We start from the raw sequence: 20,712 nt of genomic DNA on the forward strand, positions 1-20,712 counted from the left end.
GCGCTCGACACGCCGGAGGACACGGGCGAGCCCCCGGGCGCGTCGCGTCGGGGGCTCGTCAGTGGATGTGGAGGGACTCGAACCCCCGACCTCTCGCGTGTGAAGCGAACGCTCTAACCAGCTGAGCTACACATCCGGGTGCCGTGCGGCGGGATGACCATACCCGGCGCCCCCGGCGCGCGGGTAATCGGGCGTCAGCCCCAGGAGAGGCCGAGGTTGCGCACGAGCCACCGGCCGGCCTCGATGGGGACGAACTCGGGCAGCCCGAACACCCGCAGGGTGGCCCAGACGACGGCCGCGACGAACGCGAACGTCAGCAGCCCGACGACGCCCTGGACGTACCAGGCCTGCCGCGCCATCCACCGTTCCCAGGCTCGCACGTTGGTGCGGACGAATCCGAGGAGGCGCTGCGCCCGCTCGAACTCCGTCGACAGGACGGCGAGGCCGATGATGACGATGAGCCAGCCGGGCCCCGGCAGGGGGACGAGCGCCAGTCCACCGACGACGAGGATGCTGCCGACGACGCCGACGACCAGCCGGTAGACCCGGTAGGTGGCGGGGTTCGCCCGGACCCGGCGGCGCCACTCCCAGTCCCGGCCGACGACGAGCGGCGGCGCCTCCTCGGGGGTGCTCGCCCCCGGGACGACCTCGCCCGTCTCGGCCCGACGGGGCTCGCCGTCGCTCACGGGTCCTCGTCGGTCGCGGCGTGCCGGGCCCACGCGTCCTGGACGCGCCGCGTGACGCGGCCGGGGGCGCCGAGGGCGCGGCCGTCCACGGAGGAGACCGGCAGCACGTCCTTGAGGGAGGAGGTGAGGAAGACCTCGCGGGCGTCCTCGAGCACGGCGAGCGGCAGGGGGCGCTCGCGCACGTCGACGCCGTCGGCGCGGCACCACTCGAGGACGAGCTCTCGGGTGACGCCGGCGAGGCAGCCGCTGTCGAGGGGCGGGGTGAGGACCACGTCGTCGAGAACGACGAAGACGTTGCTCCCGGTTCCCTCGCACAGCTCGCCCCGGGTGTTCGCGAGCAGCGCCTCGAGCGCGCCGTGCTCCTGGGCGCGGGCCAGGGCGACGACGTTGTCGGCGTACGAGGTCGTCTTGAGCCCGGCCGTCGCGGACCGCTCGTTGCGCGTCCACGGCACCGTGACGACGGCCCCGGTGGCGGGCGGACGGGCGTGCGCGACGGCGGTGACGATCGTCGTGAGGTCGGCGCCGAGCCGGTCGGACCCCAGCGGGCCACGTCCGCCCGTCACCGTCCAGCGCAGCCTCCCGAACTCGATCGGCGGTCCGGAGAGCACCGCCTCGACCCCCGCCCGGATCCGGTCGTGGTCGGCCCGGGGCAGGCCGAGCCCGGCCATCGTGCGGTCCATCCGGGCGAGGTGACGCCGCATCGCGAAGGGCCGGCCGTCTCGGACCTGGAGGGTCTCGAACCCGCCGTCGCCGACGGTGACCCCGTGGTCGATCGCGCTGAGCGCCGGGGCGTCCGGGGACACCGTCTCGCCGTCCACCCAGACCCGCACCTCCGTCATGCTCACACTGTCCCAGACGCGGGGACGCGACCGGCCGCCAGCCCGACGAGGCGGGCCGCCTTGAGCTCGGTCTCCTCCCACTCGGCCGCCGGGTCGCTCCCCCACGTGATGCCCGCCCCGGTGCCGAAGCGCAGCACCCGGCCCCCGTCGTCGCGGCGGGCGGCCCAGAACGTGCGGATGCCGACGGCGAGCCGGGCGGTGCCGCGGTCGGCGTCGAGCCAGCCGACCGCGCCGCAGTAGGGGCCCCGCGGCACGGGCTCGAGCTCGGCGATGGTCACCAGGGCGCTGTGCTTCGGCGCCCCGCTCACCGACCCCGGTGGGAAGGTCGCCGCCAGCAGGTCCCGCCAACCCGTGCCCGGACGCAGCCGGGCCGACACCTCCGACACGAGGTGGGCGAGGCCGGGGTGCTCCTCGACCCGGCACAGGGCGTCGACGGCGACCGTCCCCGGGACGCCGACGCGCGCGAGGTCGTTGCGGACGAGGTCGACGATCATGACGTTCTCGGCGTGGTCCTTGCGCAGGAAGGACACGGGGTCGGCCGCGGTGCCCTTGATCGGTCCGGACACGACGCGGTCGCCCGCGCGGTGCAGGAAGGTCTCGGGCGAGGCGCACACGACCTCCAGCCCGGCCTCGGGCAGGTGGAGGACCGCCTCGTGCGGCGCCGGGTTGCCCCGGGCGAGACGGGCGCCGAGCCCGCGCAGGTCCGCGTCCTCGGGCAGGTCGTGCTCGAGGACGCGGCAGAGGTTGACCTGGTAGACGGTGCCGTCGGCGATGCGGCGCCGGACCTCCTCGACACCGGCGAGGTAGCCGGCGCGGTCCAGCGAGCTGCGCCAGGGGCCCTCGAGCGGGTGCCACGGCGGGTCCGGGTCGGGCGTCGCGCCCCGTCCGACCCGGGCCATCCGCACCGCGGTGAGACGCCCCTCGAAGGTGAGGACGACGGCCCAGAACCCGGCGGTGAGGTCGGCCACGTCGTCCGTGACGTCCTGGACCCCCTGCGCCACGAGCGACCCGAACCGTGCCTCACCCACGACGGGCAAGCCTAGGGGCTCCTGGCGGAGCGTCCCGCGCGCCGCGGAATGCCGGCGGCGCACGCGGGGTTGCCGCGCCATGACGATCGCCATCACCGGATCCACCGGCGCCCTCGGCGGCGCCGTCGCCCGCCGCGTCGCCGACCTCGCGCCCCGTCTCGTCGTCCGCGACGCCGGACGCGCGCCGACCCTCGAGGACAGCCACGTCGTCGTCGCGTCCTACGGCGACGAGCAGGCCTCGGTCCGCGCCCTCGAGGGGGTCGACGTCCTCCTCATGGTCTCGGGCTCGGAGTCCGCCGACCGACGCGAGCAGCACCGCACCTTCGTGCGCGCCGCGGCGACGGCCGGGGTGTCGCACGTCGTCTACACCTCCTTCGCGGGCGCGTCGCCGGACGCCACGTTCACCCTCGGCCGGGACCACGCCGACACCGAGGAGGCCGTCCGCACGTCCGGCATGGCGTGGACGCTGCTCCGGGACGACTTCTACGCCGAGGTCGTCCCGCTCTTCGCCGACGCCGAGGGCGTGATCCGGGGGCCGGCCGGGTCCGGGCGGGTCGCCCTCGTCGGCCGGCTCGACGTCGCCGACGTCGCCGCGGCCGTCCTGCGGGACCCGGCGGCGCACCGGGACGTGGCGTACGACCTCACCGGGCCCGAGGCCGTCACCCTCGACGAGGCGGCGCGCCGGGCCGGGGCGGTGCTCGGCCGGGACCTCCGGTACGAGGAGGAGACCGTCGAGGAGGCCTACGCCTCCCGTGCGGCGGAGTACGACGTCCCGCAGTGGCAGCTCGACGCCTGGGTCAGCACGTACACCGCCATCGCCGACGGCTCGGTCGCGCGGGTGAGCGGCGACGTCGAGCGGGTCCTCGGCCGGCCCGCCCGCACCCTCGAGGACGCGCTGCTCGGGCGCTGACCGCGGACGAGCAGAGGGCCCCCGACCGGTCGGTCGGGGGCCCTGCCTGTCCGCTCGGCCGGCGACCGCTCAGGCCGTGACGCTGGCCTCCTGCTCGAGGGCGGCGGCGACGCGGCGGTGCGCGGCCCAGATCTCCTCGGGCAGGTCGTGGAACTGGTTCAGGTGGTCCTCGCGGAAGCGCATCTCCTCGCGCCAGCGGTCGACGTCGACGGTGAGGATGGTGTCGAGGTCCTCGCGGCTGATGTCGAGACCGGTGAGGTCGAGCTCCTCCTCGAGGGGGAGGATCCCGACGGGGGTCTGCCGTCCGGTGACCTCGCCCTTGGTCCTGGCGATGATCCACAGCAGGGCGCGGAGGTTCTCGCGGTAGCCGGGCCAGCGGAAGTGGCCGTCCTCGGGGTCGCGCTGGAACCAGTTGACGTGGGCGAAGAGCGGCTGGTGGGTCGCGGCGCCGACGATCTTCAGCCAGTGCGCGGCGTACGCGCCCTCGGGGTAGGACATGAACGGGCGCATCGACATCGGGTCGTAGCGCAGCTTGCCCTCGACGCCCTCGGCCGCCGCGGTGGCCTCGGCGCCGAGCGTCAGCCCGTCGTAGACCCCTTCGGCGAGGTCGGTGATGGCGCGCACGAGCGGCTCGCGGTCGCGGGTGCGGCCGCCGAAGATGATCGCGTCGATCCGCACGCCCTCGGGCTTCTCGAAGTCGGCGGCGACGTTCGGCACGTTCGCGAGCGTCGTCGTGAAGCGGCTGTTCGGGTGCGCCCACGGGGCGTCGGCCTCGTCCGCGCCGCGCTCGGCGACGAGCTCGCCCTTCCAGTCGCGCCACCCGTCGAGGTCGGCCGGCGGGGCCGGGGTGCGGCCCTCCCACCAGACCTCGTGGGTCTTCTCGTTGTAGGCGACGTTCGTGAACAGGGCGTGGGTGTCCTCGGCGACGGCGTCCAGGGCCGTCGGGTTGGTCCGCTCGTTGGTGTCCTTGGCGACGCCGAAGACGCCGTTCTCGGGGTTCATCCCGTAGAGGTGGCCGTCCTCGCCGACCCACAGCCACGCGATGTCGTCCCCGTAGAACTCCACGTGGTACCGCTCGCCGAGGGCGTCCGGCGCGAGCGTCATCGCGAGGTTGGTCTTGCCTGAGGCGCTGGGGAACCCCCCGCAGATGTGGTGCTTCTCGCCGGTCTCCTTGTCGGTGACACCGAGGAGCATGAACTGCTCGCCGAGGAACTCCCCCGACGCCCAGCCGTCGTAGGCGGCCTGCCTCAGCCCGTGCGCGATCTTGCCGAGCAGGGCGTTGCCGCCGTAGCTGGACCCGAAGTGCAGGATCGTCCGCTCGTCGGCGACGGTGACGAAGTACCGCTTGTCCTCCGGCGTGCCCTGGCCGAGGGTCGGCAGGTCACCGGTGACGTGGACGGCCCGGACGAACATGTCGGGCTCGTCGAGGTCGTTGATGAGGTCGATGCCGACCCGGGCCATCCGGATCATGTGCAGGCACACGGTCCGGTTGTCGGTGATCTCGACGCCGGCGGCGAACCGCTCGAGCGGGGACCCGGGGGGCGACATGAGGTAGGGGATGACGTACATCGTCTTCCCGGCCATCGCGCCCTTCATGTGGCCCTCGACGACGGGACGGATCTCGTCGGTGTGCTTCCAGTTGTTGTAGACGCCCTCGTCCTGGGGGCGGCTCGTCGCGACGATCGTGCGCTCCTCGGAGCGGGCGGTGTCCTTGGAGTAGCTGCGCGAGTAGTACAGCCCCTCCCCGGCCGGGTCGATCTCGCCGGCGTCGAGGGACTCCCGGAGCAGCCGGGCGTCGTCGACGGCGCTCACCACCTCGATCCGCTCGGCGTCCAGGAACTGCGCCCAGTGCAGGACGTACTCCCGGACGCTGCTGTTCGTCAGCCCCGCGTCATCCAGGGACTTCTCCAGGTCGGCCACGGTTCCTCACCCTTCTCGTCGGTCACAGATGCCGGGACCGGTGCACCACGACGCCGGGGTGTCCGCTCCACGAGACGGCCATTGGACCGCAGTCGGAAGGGGCGGGCCACCACCCGGGACGACCCCTGCGGGAGGGCTTGGTCACATCGGGTACCCACGACGAGACCTGCGTCACAGATACCGGTCAGTAGGGGTGGGTGTAAGCGATTTCGCCTGTGGGACAACGTTGTCACGGATGTGACGTACCCGACCCCGGCACGGCGTCCCCGCGCGGCGCTCCCCGACCACGCCCGGTGCATAGAGCTCGCTGGGTCGGCGCGAGCCCGCTGGGTCGGCGCGAGATCGCTGGGTCGGCGCGACCTCGTCCGTCGCCGACGTCGTCAGTCGCCCGGGTCGGGGAGGCCGTCGGCCTTCGCGACGGCCCGGCGGTCGAGCACCCGGGCGACCTCGGGCGAGGGCGCACCACCGCCGCGCTCGGCCGGCCACCACCACGCCGACTCGGGCCGCCGCGGTGGGTCGGGGTAGGCGTCGACGAGACCGGTGACGAGGTCGTGCAGCGCGGCGTGGAACCGGTCGGTCAGCTCCTCGGCGCCCTCCCCCGGCAGCGCCCACAACGGCTCGCCGACCCACAGCCCGACCCACCGGCCGCGACGCAGCGACAGGTGCGGCCCCACCGTCCACACCCGGTGCAGGCCCCACGTCGCGACCGGGACGAGCGGCACCCCGGCCTCGACGGCCAGCCGGGCGGCGCCGAGCCGCAGGTCGGCGCGGTCCTTGACGACGAAGGAGTGCCCGATCGTCGCCTCCGGGTACACGCCGACGAGCTCACCGGCGTGCAGCGCCCGGAGCGCCGTCCGGGCCGCCACCGCCCCGTGCCGCCGGTCGACGGGGATGTGGCGCATGCCGCGCATGAGCGGGCCGCCGACCGGTGAGCGGAAGACCGCCTCCTTCGCCATGAAGCGCACGAGCCGGCCGCGCCGGACGGCCGGCAGTCCGACGACGAGGAAGTCGAGGAAGCTCTGGTGGTTCGCCGCGACGACGGCGGCGCCGGACGTGGGCACGTGCTGCTCCCCGCGGACGTCGAAGCGCAACCCGAGGAGCCGGAACAGCACGAAGGCCGCCCGGATGACCACGCGGTACAGCCGGTCGTCGCCCACGGCCGCACGCTACCGACGCGCAGGGGTGCGCGTCGGCAGCCGCGGCGGACCGGGCCGTGGCGGTGGCGCTCACCCGGTGTGGTGCACCTCCTGCAGCCGGTAGACCGGGGTGTCCAGGCCCTCGTACCGGGCCTTGAGCTGGAGGGCGAGGAACTGCGAGTAGTGGCGTGACTGGTGGAGGTTGCCGCCGTGCATCCACAGGTTGGTCACCTGGGTCGGCTTCCACATGTTGCGCTGCTCGCCCTCCCACGGACCGGGGTCCTTCGGCGTGTCGGACCCCAGGCCCCAGCACTTGCCCAGCCGGTCGGCGGTCTCCTGGTCGACGAGGTCGGCGACCCAGCCGTTCATCGAGTCGTACCCGGTCGCGAAGACGACGAGGTCCGCCGGCAGCTCGGTGCCGTCGTCGAGCACGACGGCGTCCTCGGTGAGCCGGACGACCTGGCCGTGCGCCAGGGTCACCTCGCCGTCCGCGACGAGGTCGGCCGCGCCCACGTCGATGTAGTAGCCCGAGCCGCGTCGGAGGTACTTCATGAACAGTCCCGAGCCGTCGGCGCCCCAGTCGTGCCAGAACCCGGCCTTCTCGAGCCGGTCGTAGAAGTCCTTGTCGACCTCGGCCATCGTCTCGTAGGCCGGGATCTGGAACTCGTGAAGGATGCGGTACGGCAGCGAGGCGAAGATCAGGTCGGCCTTCTCGGTCGTCACGCCGGCGTCGAGCGCCCGCTCCGAGTAGAGGTCACCGAGCCCGTACTCCATGAGGCTGTCCGACTTCACGATGTGCGTCGAGCTCCGCTGCACCATCGTGACGTCGACGTCGTTCTCCCACAGCGCGCCGCAGATGTCGAAGGCGCTGTTGTTGCTGCCGATGACGACCGCCCTCCTGCCGCGGTAGGCGTCCGGCCCGGGGTGGCGCGAGGAGTGGTGGACGTCGCCCCGGAAGACGTCGAGGCCCTCGACCTCGGGCATCCGGGCCTTGCCGGACATCCCGGTCGCGAAGACGACGTGCGTGGGCGTGAGGGTCAGCGGCCGGCCCTCCCTCTCGACCTCGACCGTCCACTCCCCCGCCTCCTCGTTCCAGGTCACGCTCCTGGCCTCGGTGCTCGACCAGTACGGGATCTCCATGACCTTCACGTACGACTCGAGCCAGTCGCCGATCTTGTCCTTCGGCGCGAAGACCGGCCAGGTGTCCGGGAACTTGATGTAGGGCAGGTGGTCGTACCAGACGGGGTCGTGGAGGCAGAGCGACTTGTACCGGCCGCGCCACTGGTCGCCGGGGCGTGGGTGCTTGTCGATCACGAGGCTCGGCACGCCGAGCTGCCGCAGCCGCGCGCCGAGGCCGATGCCGCCCTGGCCGCCCCCGATGACGAGGACGTACGGCTGCGTGGTCGACCCGAGCGACTCGGCCTCCTCCTGGCGCTGCTCCTTCCAGGTCGTCCGCGTCCTGTTCGCCCCGTGCTCGGCGCCCATCGGCCGCCGCCGGCGCCGCGGCTCCTCGAACCCCTTGAGCTCGTCGAGGGTCGTGAGCAGCGTCCAGGCCCTGTCCGCGCCGTCCTCCTCCTTCAGGCGCACGAGGCCGGTGCCGCGCCCGACGGCGGTCTCGAACGTGAACCAGGCGGTGACGACGCCACCGTCCTCGGTCGCCGGCTCGCTCGTCGCGAACGACGACGGTGCCGTCCGGGCGAGCGTCTCCGTCAGCAGGTCGCGGACCCCGTCCGGGTGCTCGACCGTCGTGAGGTTCCACGAGAAGGACACGAGGTCGCGCCAGTAGCTCTCCGCGGCGAACATCCCTGCCGCCCGCTCGACGTCGCCGGCGGTCAGCGCCGCCTCGAGGTCGGCGAGCCAGGCGTCCGCCCGGTCGGGTGCGGACCGTCCCTCGGTGGCGGGTCGCTCCAGGGTGTCGGTCATGGCAGGGCTCCTTCCCGCGGGCGGGTCCACGTCGACCCGCGTCCGGGCCAGGGAACCCCCGGGACGCACCTCCCGGGAAGGGTTGCACCGGGTTGCAGCCCCTCCGATCCGACGGGGTGCACCCGCCCGGCCCGGACTAGCCTGGACACGACGTCCGGCGCCCCTGCGCGCCGACGGTCAGGAGTCGACGATGACGCCGTTCGCGGGCAGCGCCGTGGTCCCGGGCACCGACCTCGGGCAGCACGCCCGCGCGCTCCGCCGGACGCACGACGCCGTCATGGGCGGCGCCCGGCCGCAGGACCCCGTCCGCCCCCTCGTCTCGCGCTCGTGGTCGCGCGTCCTCGGCTTCGGGCTCGACCCGACCCACGCCAACGCCCGCGACCCCCTGCCGCGTGCCGAGGTCGAGCGCCGCCGCCAGGCCTCGCCCCTCGCCCTCGTCGTCGACGAGGTCCGCTCGGTCCTCACCTCGGTCGCCGACGCGTCCCGCTTCATCGTCGTCGTCACCGACGCCGACGGCATCATCCTGTGGCGCGAGGGCTCGGCCGGCGTCCTGCGCACCGCCGACCGGCTCGGCTTCTGCGAGGGGGCGACCTGGACCGAGGACCACGTCGGGACGAACGCCATCGGGACGGCGCTCGCCGAGCAGGCCCCGGTCCAGCTCTTCTCGGCCGAGCACTTCGAGGAGGGTCAGCACCCCTGGTACTGCACGGCGTCCCCGGTCCACGACCCGCGGACCGGTGCCCTGCTCGGGGTCGTCGACGTGTCGGGCCCGGCCCTCACGCTGCACCCGGCCCTCGTCGCCCTCGTCGGCACCGCCGCGCGGCTCGCGGAGGCCGCGCTGTGGCGCCACCACGAACAGGCGCTGCGACGGGTGCGGCGCTCGGCCGAGCACGTCCTGGCCACGACGAGCGGACCGCTGCTCCTCGTCGACGACGACGGCTGGGTGGCCCACCACTGCGGTGTCCTCGTGAGGGACCGCGTGGCGGCCCCTCGGGCGGACCGGCCCGTGTCCGTCCCCGGGCTCGGGCTGTGCCTGCCGGAGCGGGTCGGCGAGGGGTGGCTCGTGCGCCCCGGCGCGTCGGGGTCCTCGCTCCGGGCCCGGCTCCACGAGGTCGCCGGGGACACCGTGCTCGACGTCACCGGGTCGGACGGGGCGTCCTGGCGGGTCACGCTCACCCCGCGCCACGCCACCGTCCTGCGCGCCCTCGCCGCGGCGACGCCCCACGGCAGGACGGCCGCGGACCTCAGCCGGGACCTGTTCGGGGACGACGAGCACCGCGTCACCGTCCGCGCGGAGGTGAGCCGGCTGCGCCGGGTCGTCGGCGCGCTCGTCGCGACGGCCCCGTACCGGCTCGCCGACGGCGTCACCCTCGTGGACGGGTCCTGAGTCCGTCAGGGCACGGAGAGGACGACCTTCCCGACGGCCTGACCCTTCCGTACGAGCCGCGCCGCCTCGGCGTGCCCCGCCCAGGGCAGCACCTCGTGGACGACGGGGCGGACCGAGCCGTTGGCGACGAGCGGCAGCACCTGCTCGCGGACGGTGCCGAGCAGCTCCGCGAGCTCGTCGGGCAGCCCGTAGGACACCCCGACGACGGTGACCCGCCCGAAGGACAGGGCGTCGACGTCGACCCGTGCCTGCGGGCCCCCGAGGCGGCCCATCTGCACGACGGTCCCGTGCGGCCGGGTGGCCGCGATCGCGCCGTCGAGCACGTCGCCGGCGACGTGCTCGAGGACGAGGTCGACGCCCTCGCCGCCGGTGAGGGCCCGGACCCGTTCGCCGAGGTCGTCCGTGCCGACGAGCACCTCGTCGGCCCCCACCTGGCCGAGAAGGTCGGCCTTGCCCGCCGAGCGCGTCGTCGCGAGGACCCGGGAGGCTCCGAGGGCCTTCGCCAGCCGGACGCCGACGAGGCCGATCGCCGAGGTGGCGCCCGTCACGAGGACCGTGCGACCGGGCTCGAACCCCCCGGCACGGAGCGCGCCGTGCTCGGTGAGGAGGGCCGTGGGCAGTGCGGCGGCGTCCGACAGCGGGACGCCGTCGGGCACCGGCAGCGTGTGCCGCGCGTCGGCGGCGACGAGGCCGGCGAACGCGCCGGGCGTGCAGGCGGCGACGGACGTGCCGAGGAGTGACTCATCGACCCCGGCCCCGACCGCGACGACCTCGCCGGCCGTCTCGTAGCCGGCGACGCCGGGCTCGTCGACGGCCGCCGCGGCGGCCATCCCTGCCACGTCGGCGTTGTTCACCGCGACGTACCGGGAGCGGACGAGCACCACTCCGGGACCGGCCGTCGGGGCCGGACGCTCCTCCTCGAGCCAGGTGCCGTCCGGTCCGGGGACGAGGACGGTCGTGGTCTGCGCGGTCATGGGATCTCCCTCACCGACGGGTCGCTGGGTCTCCCCCATGGGACCACCCACGGTACGCACGCGGGAGGGCGCGCTCGTCCGGGTCCCCCCGCACCCCCCGGGGAGCAGGGCGTCCCCGGGCCGCCGTCAGCCGGTCCCGCCGAGTGCGCACCACAGGATCCCGGCGGCGGGAGCACCGACGAGCGTGAGCACCGCGAGCCCGGTCGCTGCGCCCGTCGACCAGGGCCGCGTGACCGGCGGCCCGACGTCGGGGTCGCCCTGCCGCAGGACGGGGGCGACCCAGCGGAGGTAGTAGAACAGCGACACGAGCGTGTTGGCGAGCAGGGCGACCGAGAGCCAGGGCATCCCTCCGTCCCAGGCCGCGGTCGCGACCGCGAGCTTCCCGACGAACACCGCCGTCGGCGGGGTGCCGACGAGACCGAGCAGGGCGACGACGAGGGACGCGGCGAGGGCCGGGCGACCGCGTCCCAGCCCGGCGTACCCCGCGAGGTCCCGCACGTCCGGCAGGGCCGTCGTCACCGCGAAGGCGACGACGTTCGTCACGGCGTACGCCGCGAGGTAGAGCAGCATCGCGGCAGCGGCGAGCGACGTCCGGCCAGCGACGGCGACCGGCACGAGGAGGTAGCCGACCTGGCTCACCGTCGACCACCCGAGGAGCCGGCGCGGGTCGTCCTGTCCGAACGCCGCGAGGTTGCCCAGCGTCATGCTCGCCACCGCGAGGACGGCGACGAGCAGCCCCCACGGCAACGTCTCCGGCAGCGCCGTGACGAGGCGGTACAGCGCGACGACGGCCCCGACCTTCGGGATCGTCGTGACGAAGGCGGCCGTGTGGCCCCCGGCCCCCTGGGCGGCGTCGGGCACCCAGAAGTGCGCCGGGACCGCGCCGGCCTTGAACGCCAGCCCGGCGACGACGCACACGACACCGACCGCGAGCGGCGCCGCAGGAGCGGTGGCCAGCCGGGCGGCGAGGTCGGGCAGCCGGGTGGTGCCGGCCAGCCCGTAGACCAGGGTCGTGCCGAGGAGCAGGAGGATCCCGAAGACCGCGCCGGTGAGGTAGGTCTTCAGGGCGGCCTCGGCGCCACGGTCCGTGCGTCGCAGGCCGACGAGGCCGTAGAGGGGGATGCTCGCGAGGAGGAAGGCGGCGGCGAGCACGAGCAGGTCGCGGGCCCCGCCGAGGACGAGGGCGCCGGTCGCGGCGAGGAGCATCAGGGCGTACGTCTCGCTCTCCCGGTCGTCGTCGCGGACCTCCTCCTCGGCGAGCAGGAGGACCGCGAGGGTGGCCAGCGCGACGACGACCCGGGTGCCCGTCGTGAGCCCGTCGACGACGACGGCGCCCTCCAGCGCCGGCCCCGGGTCCCGGGACCCGACCAGGGCGGCGACGAGGGCCGCGAGCAGGGCTCCCGCAGCGACGACGCGCAGCCGCCACTGCCGGCGCCGCGGCGTGAAGGAGCCGCCCAGCAGGCACACGAGCCCCCCGGCGAGCAGGAGGATCTCCGGCAGCATCGCGAGCGGCCGCATCTCCATCGTCCCCACGCGCTACCTCCCGAGGACCGCGACGACGGCCGCGGCCGCGGGCTCGACGACGTCGAGGAGCGGGCGGGGCGCGAGCCCGATCGCGAGTGAGAGGAGCAGGAGCGGCCCGACCGCGAGCAGCTCGTGCGCGCGCACGTCCGAGAAGCGGTGCGTCGCGGGTCCGGCCTCGCCGGTGACGAGCCGCTGCAGGGTCCACAGCAGCAGTCCGGCGACCAGCAGGATCCCGAGCAGTCCGACGGCGCTCCAGGGGACGGCGGCGATGCTGCCGGCGAAGATCTGCAGCTCGGCGACGAACCCGGACAGGCCGGGCAGGCCGAGCGAGGCGAACGCCGCGACCGCGAACAGCGCCGTGAACCGGGGTGCGCGTCCCGCGAGCCCGCCGAACCGGTCGATCTCGTACGTCCCGCTGCGCTCGAGGACCACCCCCGCGAGGAGGAAGAGGGCCGCCGTGACGAGCCCGTGGCTCACCATCTGCGTCACGGCCCCGCTCACCGCGACCTCACGGGCCCCGGCGGTGTCCGCTGCCACGACGCCCGCCGCACCGACGGCCAGCACGACGTAGCCCATGTGGTTGACGGAGGTGTAGGCGATGAGCCGCTTGAGGTCGCGCTGGGCCATCGCGACGAGCGCCCCCCACAGGACCGACACCAGCCCAACGACGAGGACGACCCACGCCCACGCCTGCCAGGCGTCCGGCAGCAGGGTCATCCCGAGCCGGACGAACCCGTAGGTCCCGAGCTTGAGGAGAACCCCGGCAAGGACCGCCGACCCCGCCGCGGGCGCGTCGGTGTGCGCCGGCGGGAGCCAGGTGTGGAACGGCACCGTCGGGGTCTTCACGGCGAGCCCGAGCAGGATCGCTCCGAGGACGACCGCCGCCGCGGTGCCTCCCCCGGCGAACGGGTCCTGCCGGGCCAGCTCGACCATGTCGAAGGTGTGCGGGTCGGACGCGACGTAGAGCCCGATGAAGCCGCCGAGCAGCGCGAGCGACCCGAGGAAGGTGTAGAGGAAGAACAGCAGCGCCGAGCGGGCCCGCTCCCCGTGCCCCCACCCGGCGATGACGAGGTACATGCCGACGATCGACAGGTCGAAGAAGACGAAGAAGAGGACGAGGTCGGCGGCGGCGAAGGTCCCCACGCACACGGTCTCCAGGGCGAGGAAGACCGCCACCCGGGACCGGGGCCGGTCCTCGTCGCGCAACGAGTACAGGGCGGCCGCGAGGAAGACCACGGCCGTCATCGCGACGAGCGGCAGCGACAGGCCGTCGAGACCGACGTGGTAGTCGGACGCGACCCCGGGGATCCACGGCACCCGCGTCTCGAACGCGAGCGTGCCCTCCGCGGGCGTGTCGTAGCGCGCCCACAGGACCGCGACGAGCGCCAGCTCGAGCGCCGACGCCACGACCCAGCCCCAGCGGAGCACCGGGGAGGGCAGCCGCGGGCCGCAGAGCAGGGACGCGGCCAGCAGCGGGAGGAAGACGGTCAGGGAGAGCACGGTCACCTCGCGACGAGGAGCAGGACGGTGCCGAGCGCGACGAGCGCGACGGCCTGGACGTAGTACTGGTGCAGCTGCCCGGTCTGCGGGCGTCGCGCCGCCTCTCCGGCCCGGCGGGCGGCACCGGCGACGGCGAGGACGGCACCGTGCACCCGACGCTCGTCACCCCGACGGGCGACCTGCGCGACGCGGACGGTGCCACCGGCCGCGCGGTCCACGGCGGCCTCCAGGACGCTCCGCTCCCCCGCCGCCACGGTGGCGGCGAGCCGGTGCACGACCGCCGGGACGGCGCGGACGGTCCGCGCCAGTCCCTCGTCGACCCGGGCCGCCGCGTCCGCGAGGCGTAGGGTCGGTGCGACGAGGCCGCCACGGACCGCCGCCTCGACGCCGCCCCAGGCCCGCGCCCGGGCCCAGGACCCCGGCGGTCGCGCCCAGACCGCGGCCACGACGGCGAGGGCGAGCACCCCCGACGCGGCGGCGAGCGGACCGGGACCGGTGGCGGACGCCCCGACGACCCCGGCGACCGTCTCACCCACGGCCGGGACGGCGACGAGCCCACCGAGGGCGGCCGCGACGATGAGCACCGCGACGGCGACGGCCGTCGACGGGCCGACCCGCCCGGACGCCGGCTCCTCGGACCCGCGGAGCCGGGAGGCCTCCCGCGCCTCGGCGTCGGTCACCGGCGCCCACAGCACCCGCAGGACGACTCCCGCGTACGCCGCCGACAGCGCGGCCCCGAGCACCGCGACGACACCGAGGGCGGGCGAGCGCGCGAACGCGGCCGCGAGGACGAGGTCCTTCGTCGCCCACAGCGACAGCGGCGGCACCCCGGCCAGAGAGAGCAGGGCGAGCGAGGCGAGCACCCGCAGACCCCGGTGCCGCCGGACCGCCCCCCGCAGTCCCGCGAGCTGCTTCGTCCCGTGCGCGGCCAGCCACGCCCCCGCCACGAGGAAGAGGGCGGCCTTGGTCGCGGCGTGCGCGAGGAGGTGCGTCGTGCCCGCGACGACCCCGCCGACGCCCGCGGCGAGCACGACGAACCCGAGCTGCGCCGACGTCGACGCGGCGAGCAGCTGCTTGAGGTCACGCTGCCCGAGGGCGACCAGGCCGAGCAGCACGGTGGAGAGCGCACCGACCCACGCGACGGTCGGGCCCGCCCAGGACGTCGCGGCGAGCAGCGGCTCGACCCGCAGGAGCAGGTAGCCGCCGAGCGCGACCATCGCCGCCGAGTGCAGGAGCGCGCTGACGGGCGCCGGACCGGCCATCGCCCGCGCCAGCCAGAACGCGAGGACCAGCTGGGCGGACTTGCCGAGGGCCGCGACGACGAGGCCTGCCGCCACGACGGACCGCCAGCCCGGGGACGCCGCCGCCAGGTCGTCCAGGGCCGTCCCCGCGCCTCCGGCGAGGGCGGCCCCGGTCGCGACGTAGAGGCCGAGGTCGGCCCCCCGGGTCGCGACGAAGGCGGTGAGCCCCGACTCGACCCGGTGGGGGTCCCGCCAGCGGAAGCCGATGAGGGCGTACGACATCGCCCCCATGACCTCCCAGCCGAGCAGGAGGGCGGGCAGGGTCGTCGCGGCGACGGTGACGAGGGCGGCCGCGCAGAAGAGCAGCATGAGGCCGTGGAAGCGGGCCGCGCTGCCGCGCACCTGGTCCGGGGCCGCGAGGAGCGCGAGGGCGGTCACGGCGGTGACGGCCGGCGCGAGGAGCACCCCCGGACCGCGCAGCGCGAGCCCGAGGTCGGCCCCGGCGACGAAGGGGACGGCCACCTCGGCGCCGCTCGTCCCGGCGACGACGGCGAGCGTCGTGCTCAGCACGGCGGTCCCGACGCCGACGACCACGGCGTGCGGGTGGCGGATCGGGACGAGCAGGAGGAGACCCCCGACGACGGCCGGGAGGACGGGCAGCGCCCACAGGAGGGCGTCGGTCATCGGCGCCTCACCCGGCCAGGTCCGTCGCGGAGTCGGTCGTGTCGGACCCCCGGTACCGGTGGACGAGGGTCGCGACGGCGAAGCCGGTCGCCATCTCGACCGTCATCGCGGCGAGGACGAGCAGGAGCAGGACCTGTCCGGTGGGGTCCGGGGCGAGGAACCACCACATGGCGCCGGCGGCGAGGAGGACGGCGTTGACCATGACCTCCAGGCCCATCATCACCATGACGACCACCTGCTGGGAGATCGCGCCGTACAGGCCGACGGCGAAGAGCGCGGCCGCGACGAGCAGCACCGTCTGGAGCGTCATCGGCCGACCCCTCCCCGCTGCGGGTCGCGCGGCGGACGGACGTCGAGGTCGTCGCCGAACCGGTCGTACCGCGTCCGGCCGGCCGCGAGGACGACCCCGGTGACGATGGTCGCGACCATGACCGGGCTGACGACGACCATCGTGAGCATCTGCGGGCCCATGAGGGACTCGCCGAGGGCGGCGGTGACGTCCGGGTCCGGGAGCCCTCGGCGCGACGGCCACGGGACGAGCAGCGCCCCGGCGCCGAGGACGACGAACGCGAGGACGGACACGACGAGCGCCGCCCGTTTGTCGTGCACCATCGACATCGGCATGAGCGCGGGGTTCATCCCCATGAACATCACCATGTAGACGCCCATGACGGCCATCTCCATGACCATCATGAGGACGACGAGGACACCGAGGTAGCCCTGCTCCATGAGCAGCAGCGTCAGGCCCACCGCGACGAACGAGACGGCGAGGGCGTAGGTGGCCCGGGCCATCGAGTCGACGACGAAGACGGCCACCGCACTCGCGACGGCGACCGTCCCGAGCCCCCAGAAGAGCACGTCGAGGAGCACGCCGGTCACCCCCGCACCGCGACGACGACGGCCACGACGAGGTCCTGCATCAGGACCGCGGGCAGGAGGACGACCCAGCCGACCTCCATCGCCAGCTCCGGCCGCACCACGGGGAGGCGTCGGCGCAGGGCGAGCAGCAGCGTGAGCACCGCCGCCGTCTTGAGCAGGACCCACAGCCACCCGGGCAGCACCGGCCCCGCACCGCCCCCGAGGAACATCGGCACGGCGAACGCCGAGCCCGCGACGAGCAGGCAGGCCAGGCCCGCCCGGGCGACGAGCCGGTCGACCCCGCTCAGCTCGCAGAGCACCCCGCCCGCGACGTCGGCACCGGCCGGGGAGGTGAAGGGCCCGCGGACGGAGAACGCGGCGACCCCCACGAGGAAGACGACGAAGGCGACGGGCATCCACACGACGAACCACAGGTCGTCCTGGGCCGCCGCGACCTCGGCGACGTCCAGGCTCGAGGCGGCGAGCGCGGGGGCGACGAGCGCGAACATCAGGGGCAGCTCGTAGGCGAGGGCGAGGGCGAGGAAGCGGTAGCCACCGACGAGCGAGTACGCGGCGTTCGCCCCCCACCCCAGCAGCCAGACCAGGGCCCACACGAGGACGTCGAGCGCGGTGAACCACACGACACCGACGTCGAGGTCGGCGACGACGCGGTTCCCGAGCGGGACGAGCGCGACCATGAGCAGCGCGACGACGACCAGGCCCCCGCCCGCGACCCGCCACAGGAGGAGGTCGGCGGAGACCGGGGCCCTGCGGCGCTGGCGGAGGAGGCGGAGGGTCTCGTCGAGCGGTCGGGTCAGCTCCGGCCCGACGGGTCCCCCACGGGCGCGGGCCGCGAGGACCCCCTCGGCCACGAGGGCGGCCGCGGCGAGGACCACGAGCAGGACCCCGGCCAGCAGGGCGCCCCACGGCCCGGCCGCCGTCACGGTGTCAGGCATCGGCGCCCACCTTGCACGGCGCCCGGAGGCCGAGGCTCGCGACGAGGATGCGGGCGACGCCGAGGTCCTGGTGGGCCAGGAGGTCGTCGAGGACGACGGCCGGCTGCCCGGGCTCCCCGCCGTGGCTGTCGGCGCCCTCACGGTACTCACGGGCAGCGGTGTCGGCGCGCTCCAGCAGGACGAGCAGCCGGTCGAGGCAGTCCCCGGCGGCGGACCCGGGGAGACCTGCGCGGAGCACGGCCTCCCGCTCCAGGTACCCCACGCCCCGCAGCGCCCATCCGAGCCGGCGCGAGCGGGCCACCCGGTGGCGCAGGTCGGCGATCGTGGCTCGGGCGTCGTCCCCGTGGCGCGCCAGCAGGGTGTCGCGCGCCGTGCGGGCGGCGTCCGTCGCGTCCTCCCATCCGACGAGCGCGAGCACCGCGGCGACGTCGTCGCAGGCCCGGGCCGCCCGCAGCCGCGGGTGCGGCTCCGCCGCGACCGTCCCGCCCCCGACCCACGAGGTGCTCCCGGCCACGACGAGGTCCCCGTGGAGCCGGACGTCGACGACGAGTCCCGGCGGCCAGTGGGGCAGCACCGGGCCGAGGCGCAGGGGCAGCACGTCCATCTCGAGCCCGTCGCGGTCGTCCGGGTCCCCCTCGGCGAGCGGGATCCCGTCGGGCGCCATGGCCGTGTCGTCGTGGTCGGTGTCGCCGAGGTCGGGGACGGTGGGACGGCTCCGTGCGTCGTCGTCCCGGGCCCCGAGGTCCAGCAGGTCGCGGACCGCGTCGTCGAGGGCTGCGTCGACCGCGTGCTCCGATCGGGCCCCGACGCGGACACGGGGGCCGGGCATGGCCTCCCACACCCGCTCGAGCACGACCTGCGTGTCCTCGTCCGGGACGCCGGCGACGAGGAGCACGTCGGCGCCGGCCGGGCAGTCCGCGAGGCGCCATCCCCGGCGCAGCACGGCCCCCTCGCACGCCGCGCGGACCTGCCACGCCCCCGGGCACTCGACGAGGAGGACCCGGCTCGCCCGCACGGCGCGGCGTTCGACCCACTGCCTCAGACCCACCGGAACGCCCCCTCACGCCAGGCCCACGCCACGGCCACCGCGAGCACGCCGAGGAAGAGGAACATCTCGACGACGGCGCCGATGCCGAGGTCGGCGACGACGAGGACCCACGGGTACATGAAGAGCATCTCGACGTCGACGGCGAGGAAGACGAGCGTCGCCGGGTACCAGCGGACGTGGAAGCGGGACAGTGCGTGGGCGTCGGGGACCCCGCCGGACTGGTACGGCAGGGTGCGCAGCACCGGGTCCCGGAACAGCAGCCCGTCGACGACGTGGACGACGAGCACCGCGCCGACGGCGACGCACGCTGCGAGCACCATCCCGGTCATGCGGCCGTCCTCTCGTCCTCGTCGTGGCACCCACACCGTCCCGTCCCGGTGTGGCTTCCGTCAGCGACCGCCCACCCTACGCCATACCCTGCGGGGGTATCCCGGTCCTGCCCGACGACGCCGGCGGGGTTATCCGCCCCGGGACTCAGGCCCGACGCCAGTCCGTCGCCCGGTCGTGGCCGTGCGCCGCCATGAGGGTGAGGCCGCCGTCGACGACGAGCGAGGACCCCGTGAGGTAGGACGACCGCGGGGACGCGAGGAACCCCACGGCCGCCGCGATCTCCTCGACGTGCCCGGGACGTCCGACCGGGTTGCCCGGGCGGTCGGTCGAGAACGCGTCGGACGGGTCGGCGTCGTTGATCGGGGTCGTGACCTCGCCGGGGGCGACGGAGTTGACGAGGATGCCGTGCCCGGCGAGCTCGAGCGCCAGGGACTTCGTGAGCATGCCGAGCCCCGCCTTCGCGACGGAGTAGGCGCTCGCCCCGTACCGCGGCACGTGCTCGTGGACGCTCGTGACGTTGACGATCCGCCCGCCGCGTCCCTGCTGCACCATCACCCGCGCGGCGGCCTGGGCGTTGAGGAAGGACCCGGTGAGGTCGGTCGCGATCATCCGGTCCCACGTCTCCCGGTCGAGGTCGAGGGCGGGGACGCGCTCGTCGGTGCCGGCGTTGTTCACGAGGACGCCGATGCCGCCGAGGTCCTCGACGAGCCGGGCCGTCGTCCCCGCCGTGCCGGGGTCGGCCGTGTCCTGCTGGGCGACGACGCACCGCTGACCGCGCTCGGTGACGAGACGACGGGTGTCCTCGGCCCCCTCCTCGTCGCTGTGGTAGGTGATGCCGACGTCGAAGCCCTCCGTCGCGAGGAGGGCCGCGACGGCCTTGCCGATGCCGGAGTCGCCGCCGGTGACGACGGCCAGACGGGGGTGTGCCGGTGGTGTGTTCATGCCCGTCCCCTACCCCGCACGACTCGGAGCCACGCCCGCGATGTCGCACACGGCGTCCGCGCGTCCGGCTCACCTCGGGGAGCTGGGCGCGGGCCGGCCCCGGGCACACGACGACGCCCCCTCCGCGGTGCGGAGGGGGCGCCTGCGTCGTTGGGTGGCCTACATCCCTGCAGTGCCGGCCAACGGTGCCGAACCGAACCCCCTGCGGTCCGTCCGGTTGCGGCGGCCTCGACCCCTGCAGTCTCGACCGCCTCTGGCTCCCACTTTACGATCCCTTTACCTTCACCGGCCAGGGGCCGAACGGACGAGGCCCATCGGCCGTTCGGCCCGACCCCGCGCTTCTCCCTCGCGGTCCGGGCGGCGCCGTGTCTAGCCTTTGTCTCAGGACGGCCCGGATCGCCATCCCCCTGCACGGCGATCCGGGCCGTCCTTCGTCGTCCTCGGACCTCGTCGGTGGACGAGCGGCGTACCCGCGGCGACCTCCCGGCGGCACGCGAACGGCCCCCGACCTGCGTCTCGCAGGTCGGGGGCCGTTCGTCGTGGTGGGCGATACTGGGTTTGAACCAGTGACCTCTTCCGTGTCAAGGAAGCGCGCTACCACTGCGCCAATCGCCCGTGGGGTTACTACTCGAGGTGGAGACGGGATTTGAACCCGTGTACGCGGCTTTGCAGGCCGCTGCCTCGCCTCTCGGCCACTCCACCGTGGGGGCGGCTAACCCTCCGAGCGGATGACCGGCCTCGAACCGGCGACCTCAACCTTGGCAAGGTTGCGCTCTACCAACTGAGCTACATCCGCGCGCGTCGTTCGGTGCTCCCTGGCGAGAAC

General features: G+C 74.8%; 18 protein-coding genes and 4 tRNA genes. 2 read left to right on the forward strand and 20 right to left on the reverse strand.

The annotated features are described in order from the left end of the window. Nucleotides 1–62: 62 nt before the first annotated feature. From KC207_RS03775 to KC207_RS03790, 4 genes are all read right to left on the reverse strand, one after another. Nucleotides 63–136: transfer RNA gene (locus tag KC207_RS03775), tRNA-Val, on the reverse strand. A 58-nt stretch (nt 137–194) separates the two neighbouring features. Continuing rightward, nucleotides 195–686 carry a TIGR02611 family protein gene (locus KC207_RS03780; RefSeq protein WP_249138536.1) on the reverse strand — a complete coding sequence of 164 codons (492 nt, stop codon included), beginning with the start codon at nt 684–686 and terminating at the stop codon, nt 195–197. Then, complete coding sequence (locus KC207_RS03785; protein ID WP_211601547.1) at nt 683–1,525, reverse strand: aminotransferase class IV; 843 nt, start codon at nt 1,523–1,525, stop codon at nt 683–685. The genes KC207_RS03780 and KC207_RS03785 overlap by 4 nt, the downstream gene beginning before the upstream one ends. Nucleotides 1,526–1,527: 2 nt before the next feature. Continuing rightward, nucleotides 1,528–2,553 (reverse strand): chorismate-binding protein, encoded by a 1,026-nt coding sequence (locus KC207_RS03790; RefSeq protein WP_437179117.1) that lies wholly within the window; start codon nt 2,551–2,553, stop codon nt 1,528–1,530. 79 nt (nt 2,554–2,632) lie between these two features. Here KC207_RS03790 and KC207_RS03795 point away from each other — a divergent pair, with 79 nt between their 5' ends. Beyond that, the gene (locus KC207_RS03795) at nt 2,633–3,463 is read left to right on the forward strand and encodes an SDR family oxidoreductase (RefSeq protein WP_211601548.1); all 831 of its coding nucleotides are present in this window, start codon (nt 2,633–2,635) and stop codon (nt 3,461–3,463) included. Nucleotides 3,464–3,532: 69 nt separating this feature from the next. Here KC207_RS03795 and KC207_RS03800 read toward each other — a convergent pair whose 3' ends face one another. The 3 genes from KC207_RS03800 to KC207_RS03810 all read right to left on the reverse strand — a co-directional run bounded on the left by KC207_RS03800 (nt 3,533) and on the right by KC207_RS03810 (nt 8,442). Beyond that, on the reverse strand, nt 3,533–5,383 hold the full coding sequence (locus tag KC207_RS03800; protein ID WP_211601549.1) for a phosphoenolpyruvate carboxykinase (GTP): 1,851 nt from the start codon (nt 5,381–5,383) through the stop codon (nt 3,533–3,535). A gap of 380 nt (nt 5,384–5,763) precedes the next feature. Beyond that, complete coding sequence (locus KC207_RS03805) at nt 5,764–6,540, reverse strand: lysophospholipid acyltransferase family protein (protein WP_249138538.1); 777 nt, start codon at nt 6,538–6,540, stop codon at nt 5,764–5,766. Between the two features lie 69 nt (nt 6,541–6,609). Further along, on the reverse strand, nt 6,610–8,442 hold the full coding sequence (locus KC207_RS03810; RefSeq protein ID WP_211601550.1) for a flavin-containing monooxygenase: 1,833 nt from the start codon (nt 8,440–8,442) through the stop codon (nt 6,610–6,612). A 190-nt stretch (nt 8,443–8,632) separates the two neighbouring features. On the opposite strand from KC207_RS03810, the gene KC207_RS03815 reads away from it, so the two are divergent. Further along, the gene (locus KC207_RS03815) at nt 8,633–9,829 is read left to right on the forward strand and encodes a GAF domain-containing protein (protein ID WP_249138539.1); all 1,197 of its coding nucleotides are present in this window, start codon (nt 8,633–8,635) and stop codon (nt 9,827–9,829) included. A 5-nt stretch (nt 9,830–9,834) separates the two neighbouring features. Here KC207_RS03815 and KC207_RS03820 read toward each other — a convergent pair whose 3' ends face one another. The 13 genes from KC207_RS03820 to KC207_RS03880 form a co-directional block, all read right to left on the reverse strand. Continuing rightward, complete coding sequence (locus KC207_RS03820) at nt 9,835–10,803, reverse strand: quinone oxidoreductase family protein (RefSeq protein ID WP_211601551.1); 969 nt, start codon at nt 10,801–10,803, stop codon at nt 9,835–9,837. A gap of 126 nt (nt 10,804–10,929) precedes the next feature. Then, the gene (locus KC207_RS03825; protein ID WP_211601552.1) at nt 10,930–12,327 is read right to left on the reverse strand and encodes an NADH-quinone oxidoreductase subunit N; all 1,398 of its coding nucleotides are present in this window, start codon (nt 12,325–12,327) and stop codon (nt 10,930–10,932) included. 12 nt (nt 12,328–12,339) lie between these two features. Then, a complete protein-coding gene (locus tag KC207_RS03830; RefSeq protein ID WP_249138540.1) occupies nt 12,340–13,833 on the reverse strand; it encodes a complex I subunit 4 family protein in 1,494 nt (497 codons plus the stop codon). Continuing rightward, the gene (locus KC207_RS03835) at nt 13,830–15,752 is read right to left on the reverse strand and encodes a proton-conducting transporter transmembrane domain-containing protein (protein ID WP_211601553.1); all 1,923 of its coding nucleotides are present in this window, start codon (nt 15,750–15,752) and stop codon (nt 13,830–13,832) included. Before KC207_RS03835 ends, KC207_RS03830 begins: the two co-directional genes overlap by 4 nt. A 7-nt stretch (nt 15,753–15,759) precedes the next feature. Further along, on the reverse strand, nt 15,760–16,062 hold the full coding sequence (locus KC207_RS03840; RefSeq protein WP_211601554.1) for an NADH-quinone oxidoreductase subunit NuoK: 303 nt from the start codon (nt 16,060–16,062) through the stop codon (nt 15,760–15,762). Continuing rightward, complete coding sequence (locus KC207_RS03845) at nt 16,059–16,631, reverse strand: NADH-quinone oxidoreductase subunit J (RefSeq protein ID WP_249138541.1); 573 nt, start codon at nt 16,629–16,631, stop codon at nt 16,059–16,061. Before KC207_RS03845 ends, KC207_RS03840 begins: the two co-directional genes overlap by 4 nt. After that, nucleotides 16,628–17,566, reverse strand: coding sequence for a complex I subunit 1 family protein (locus KC207_RS03850; protein WP_211601555.1), 939 nt, complete (start codon nt 17,564–17,566; stop codon nt 16,628–16,630). Before KC207_RS03850 ends, KC207_RS03845 begins: the two co-directional genes overlap by 4 nt. Next, the gene (locus KC207_RS03855; protein ID WP_211601556.1) at nt 17,559–18,614 is read right to left on the reverse strand and encodes a hypothetical protein; all 1,056 of its coding nucleotides are present in this window, start codon (nt 18,612–18,614) and stop codon (nt 17,559–17,561) included. Before KC207_RS03855 ends, KC207_RS03850 begins: the two co-directional genes overlap by 8 nt. Beyond that, nucleotides 18,605–18,943 carry an NADH-quinone oxidoreductase subunit A gene (locus KC207_RS03860; RefSeq protein ID WP_211601557.1) on the reverse strand — a complete coding sequence of 113 codons (339 nt, stop codon included), beginning with the start codon at nt 18,941–18,943 and terminating at the stop codon, nt 18,605–18,607. Before KC207_RS03860 ends, KC207_RS03855 begins: the two co-directional genes overlap by 10 nt. A 145-nt stretch (nt 18,944–19,088) precedes the next feature. Beyond that, nucleotides 19,089–19,886, reverse strand: coding sequence for an SDR family oxidoreductase (locus tag KC207_RS03865; RefSeq protein ID WP_211601558.1), 798 nt, complete (start codon nt 19,884–19,886; stop codon nt 19,089–19,091). A 540-nt stretch (nt 19,887–20,426) separates the two neighbouring features. After that, nucleotides 20,427–20,501, reverse strand: a tRNA-Val gene (locus KC207_RS03870). A gap of 16 nt (nt 20,502–20,517) precedes the next feature. Then, nucleotides 20,518–20,588 (reverse strand) — tRNA-Cys (locus KC207_RS03875). 21 nt (nt 20,589–20,609) lie between these two features. Beyond that, nucleotides 20,610–20,682 (reverse strand) — tRNA-Gly (locus KC207_RS03880). Nucleotides 20,683–20,712 lie beyond the last annotated feature (30 nt).

Origin of the sequence: Phycicoccus avicenniae, assembly GCF_018139485.1 — a bacterium.
GTDB classification, from domain to species: domain Bacteria; phylum Actinomycetota; class Actinomycetes; order Actinomycetales; family Dermatophilaceae; genus Phycicoccus; species Phycicoccus avicenniae.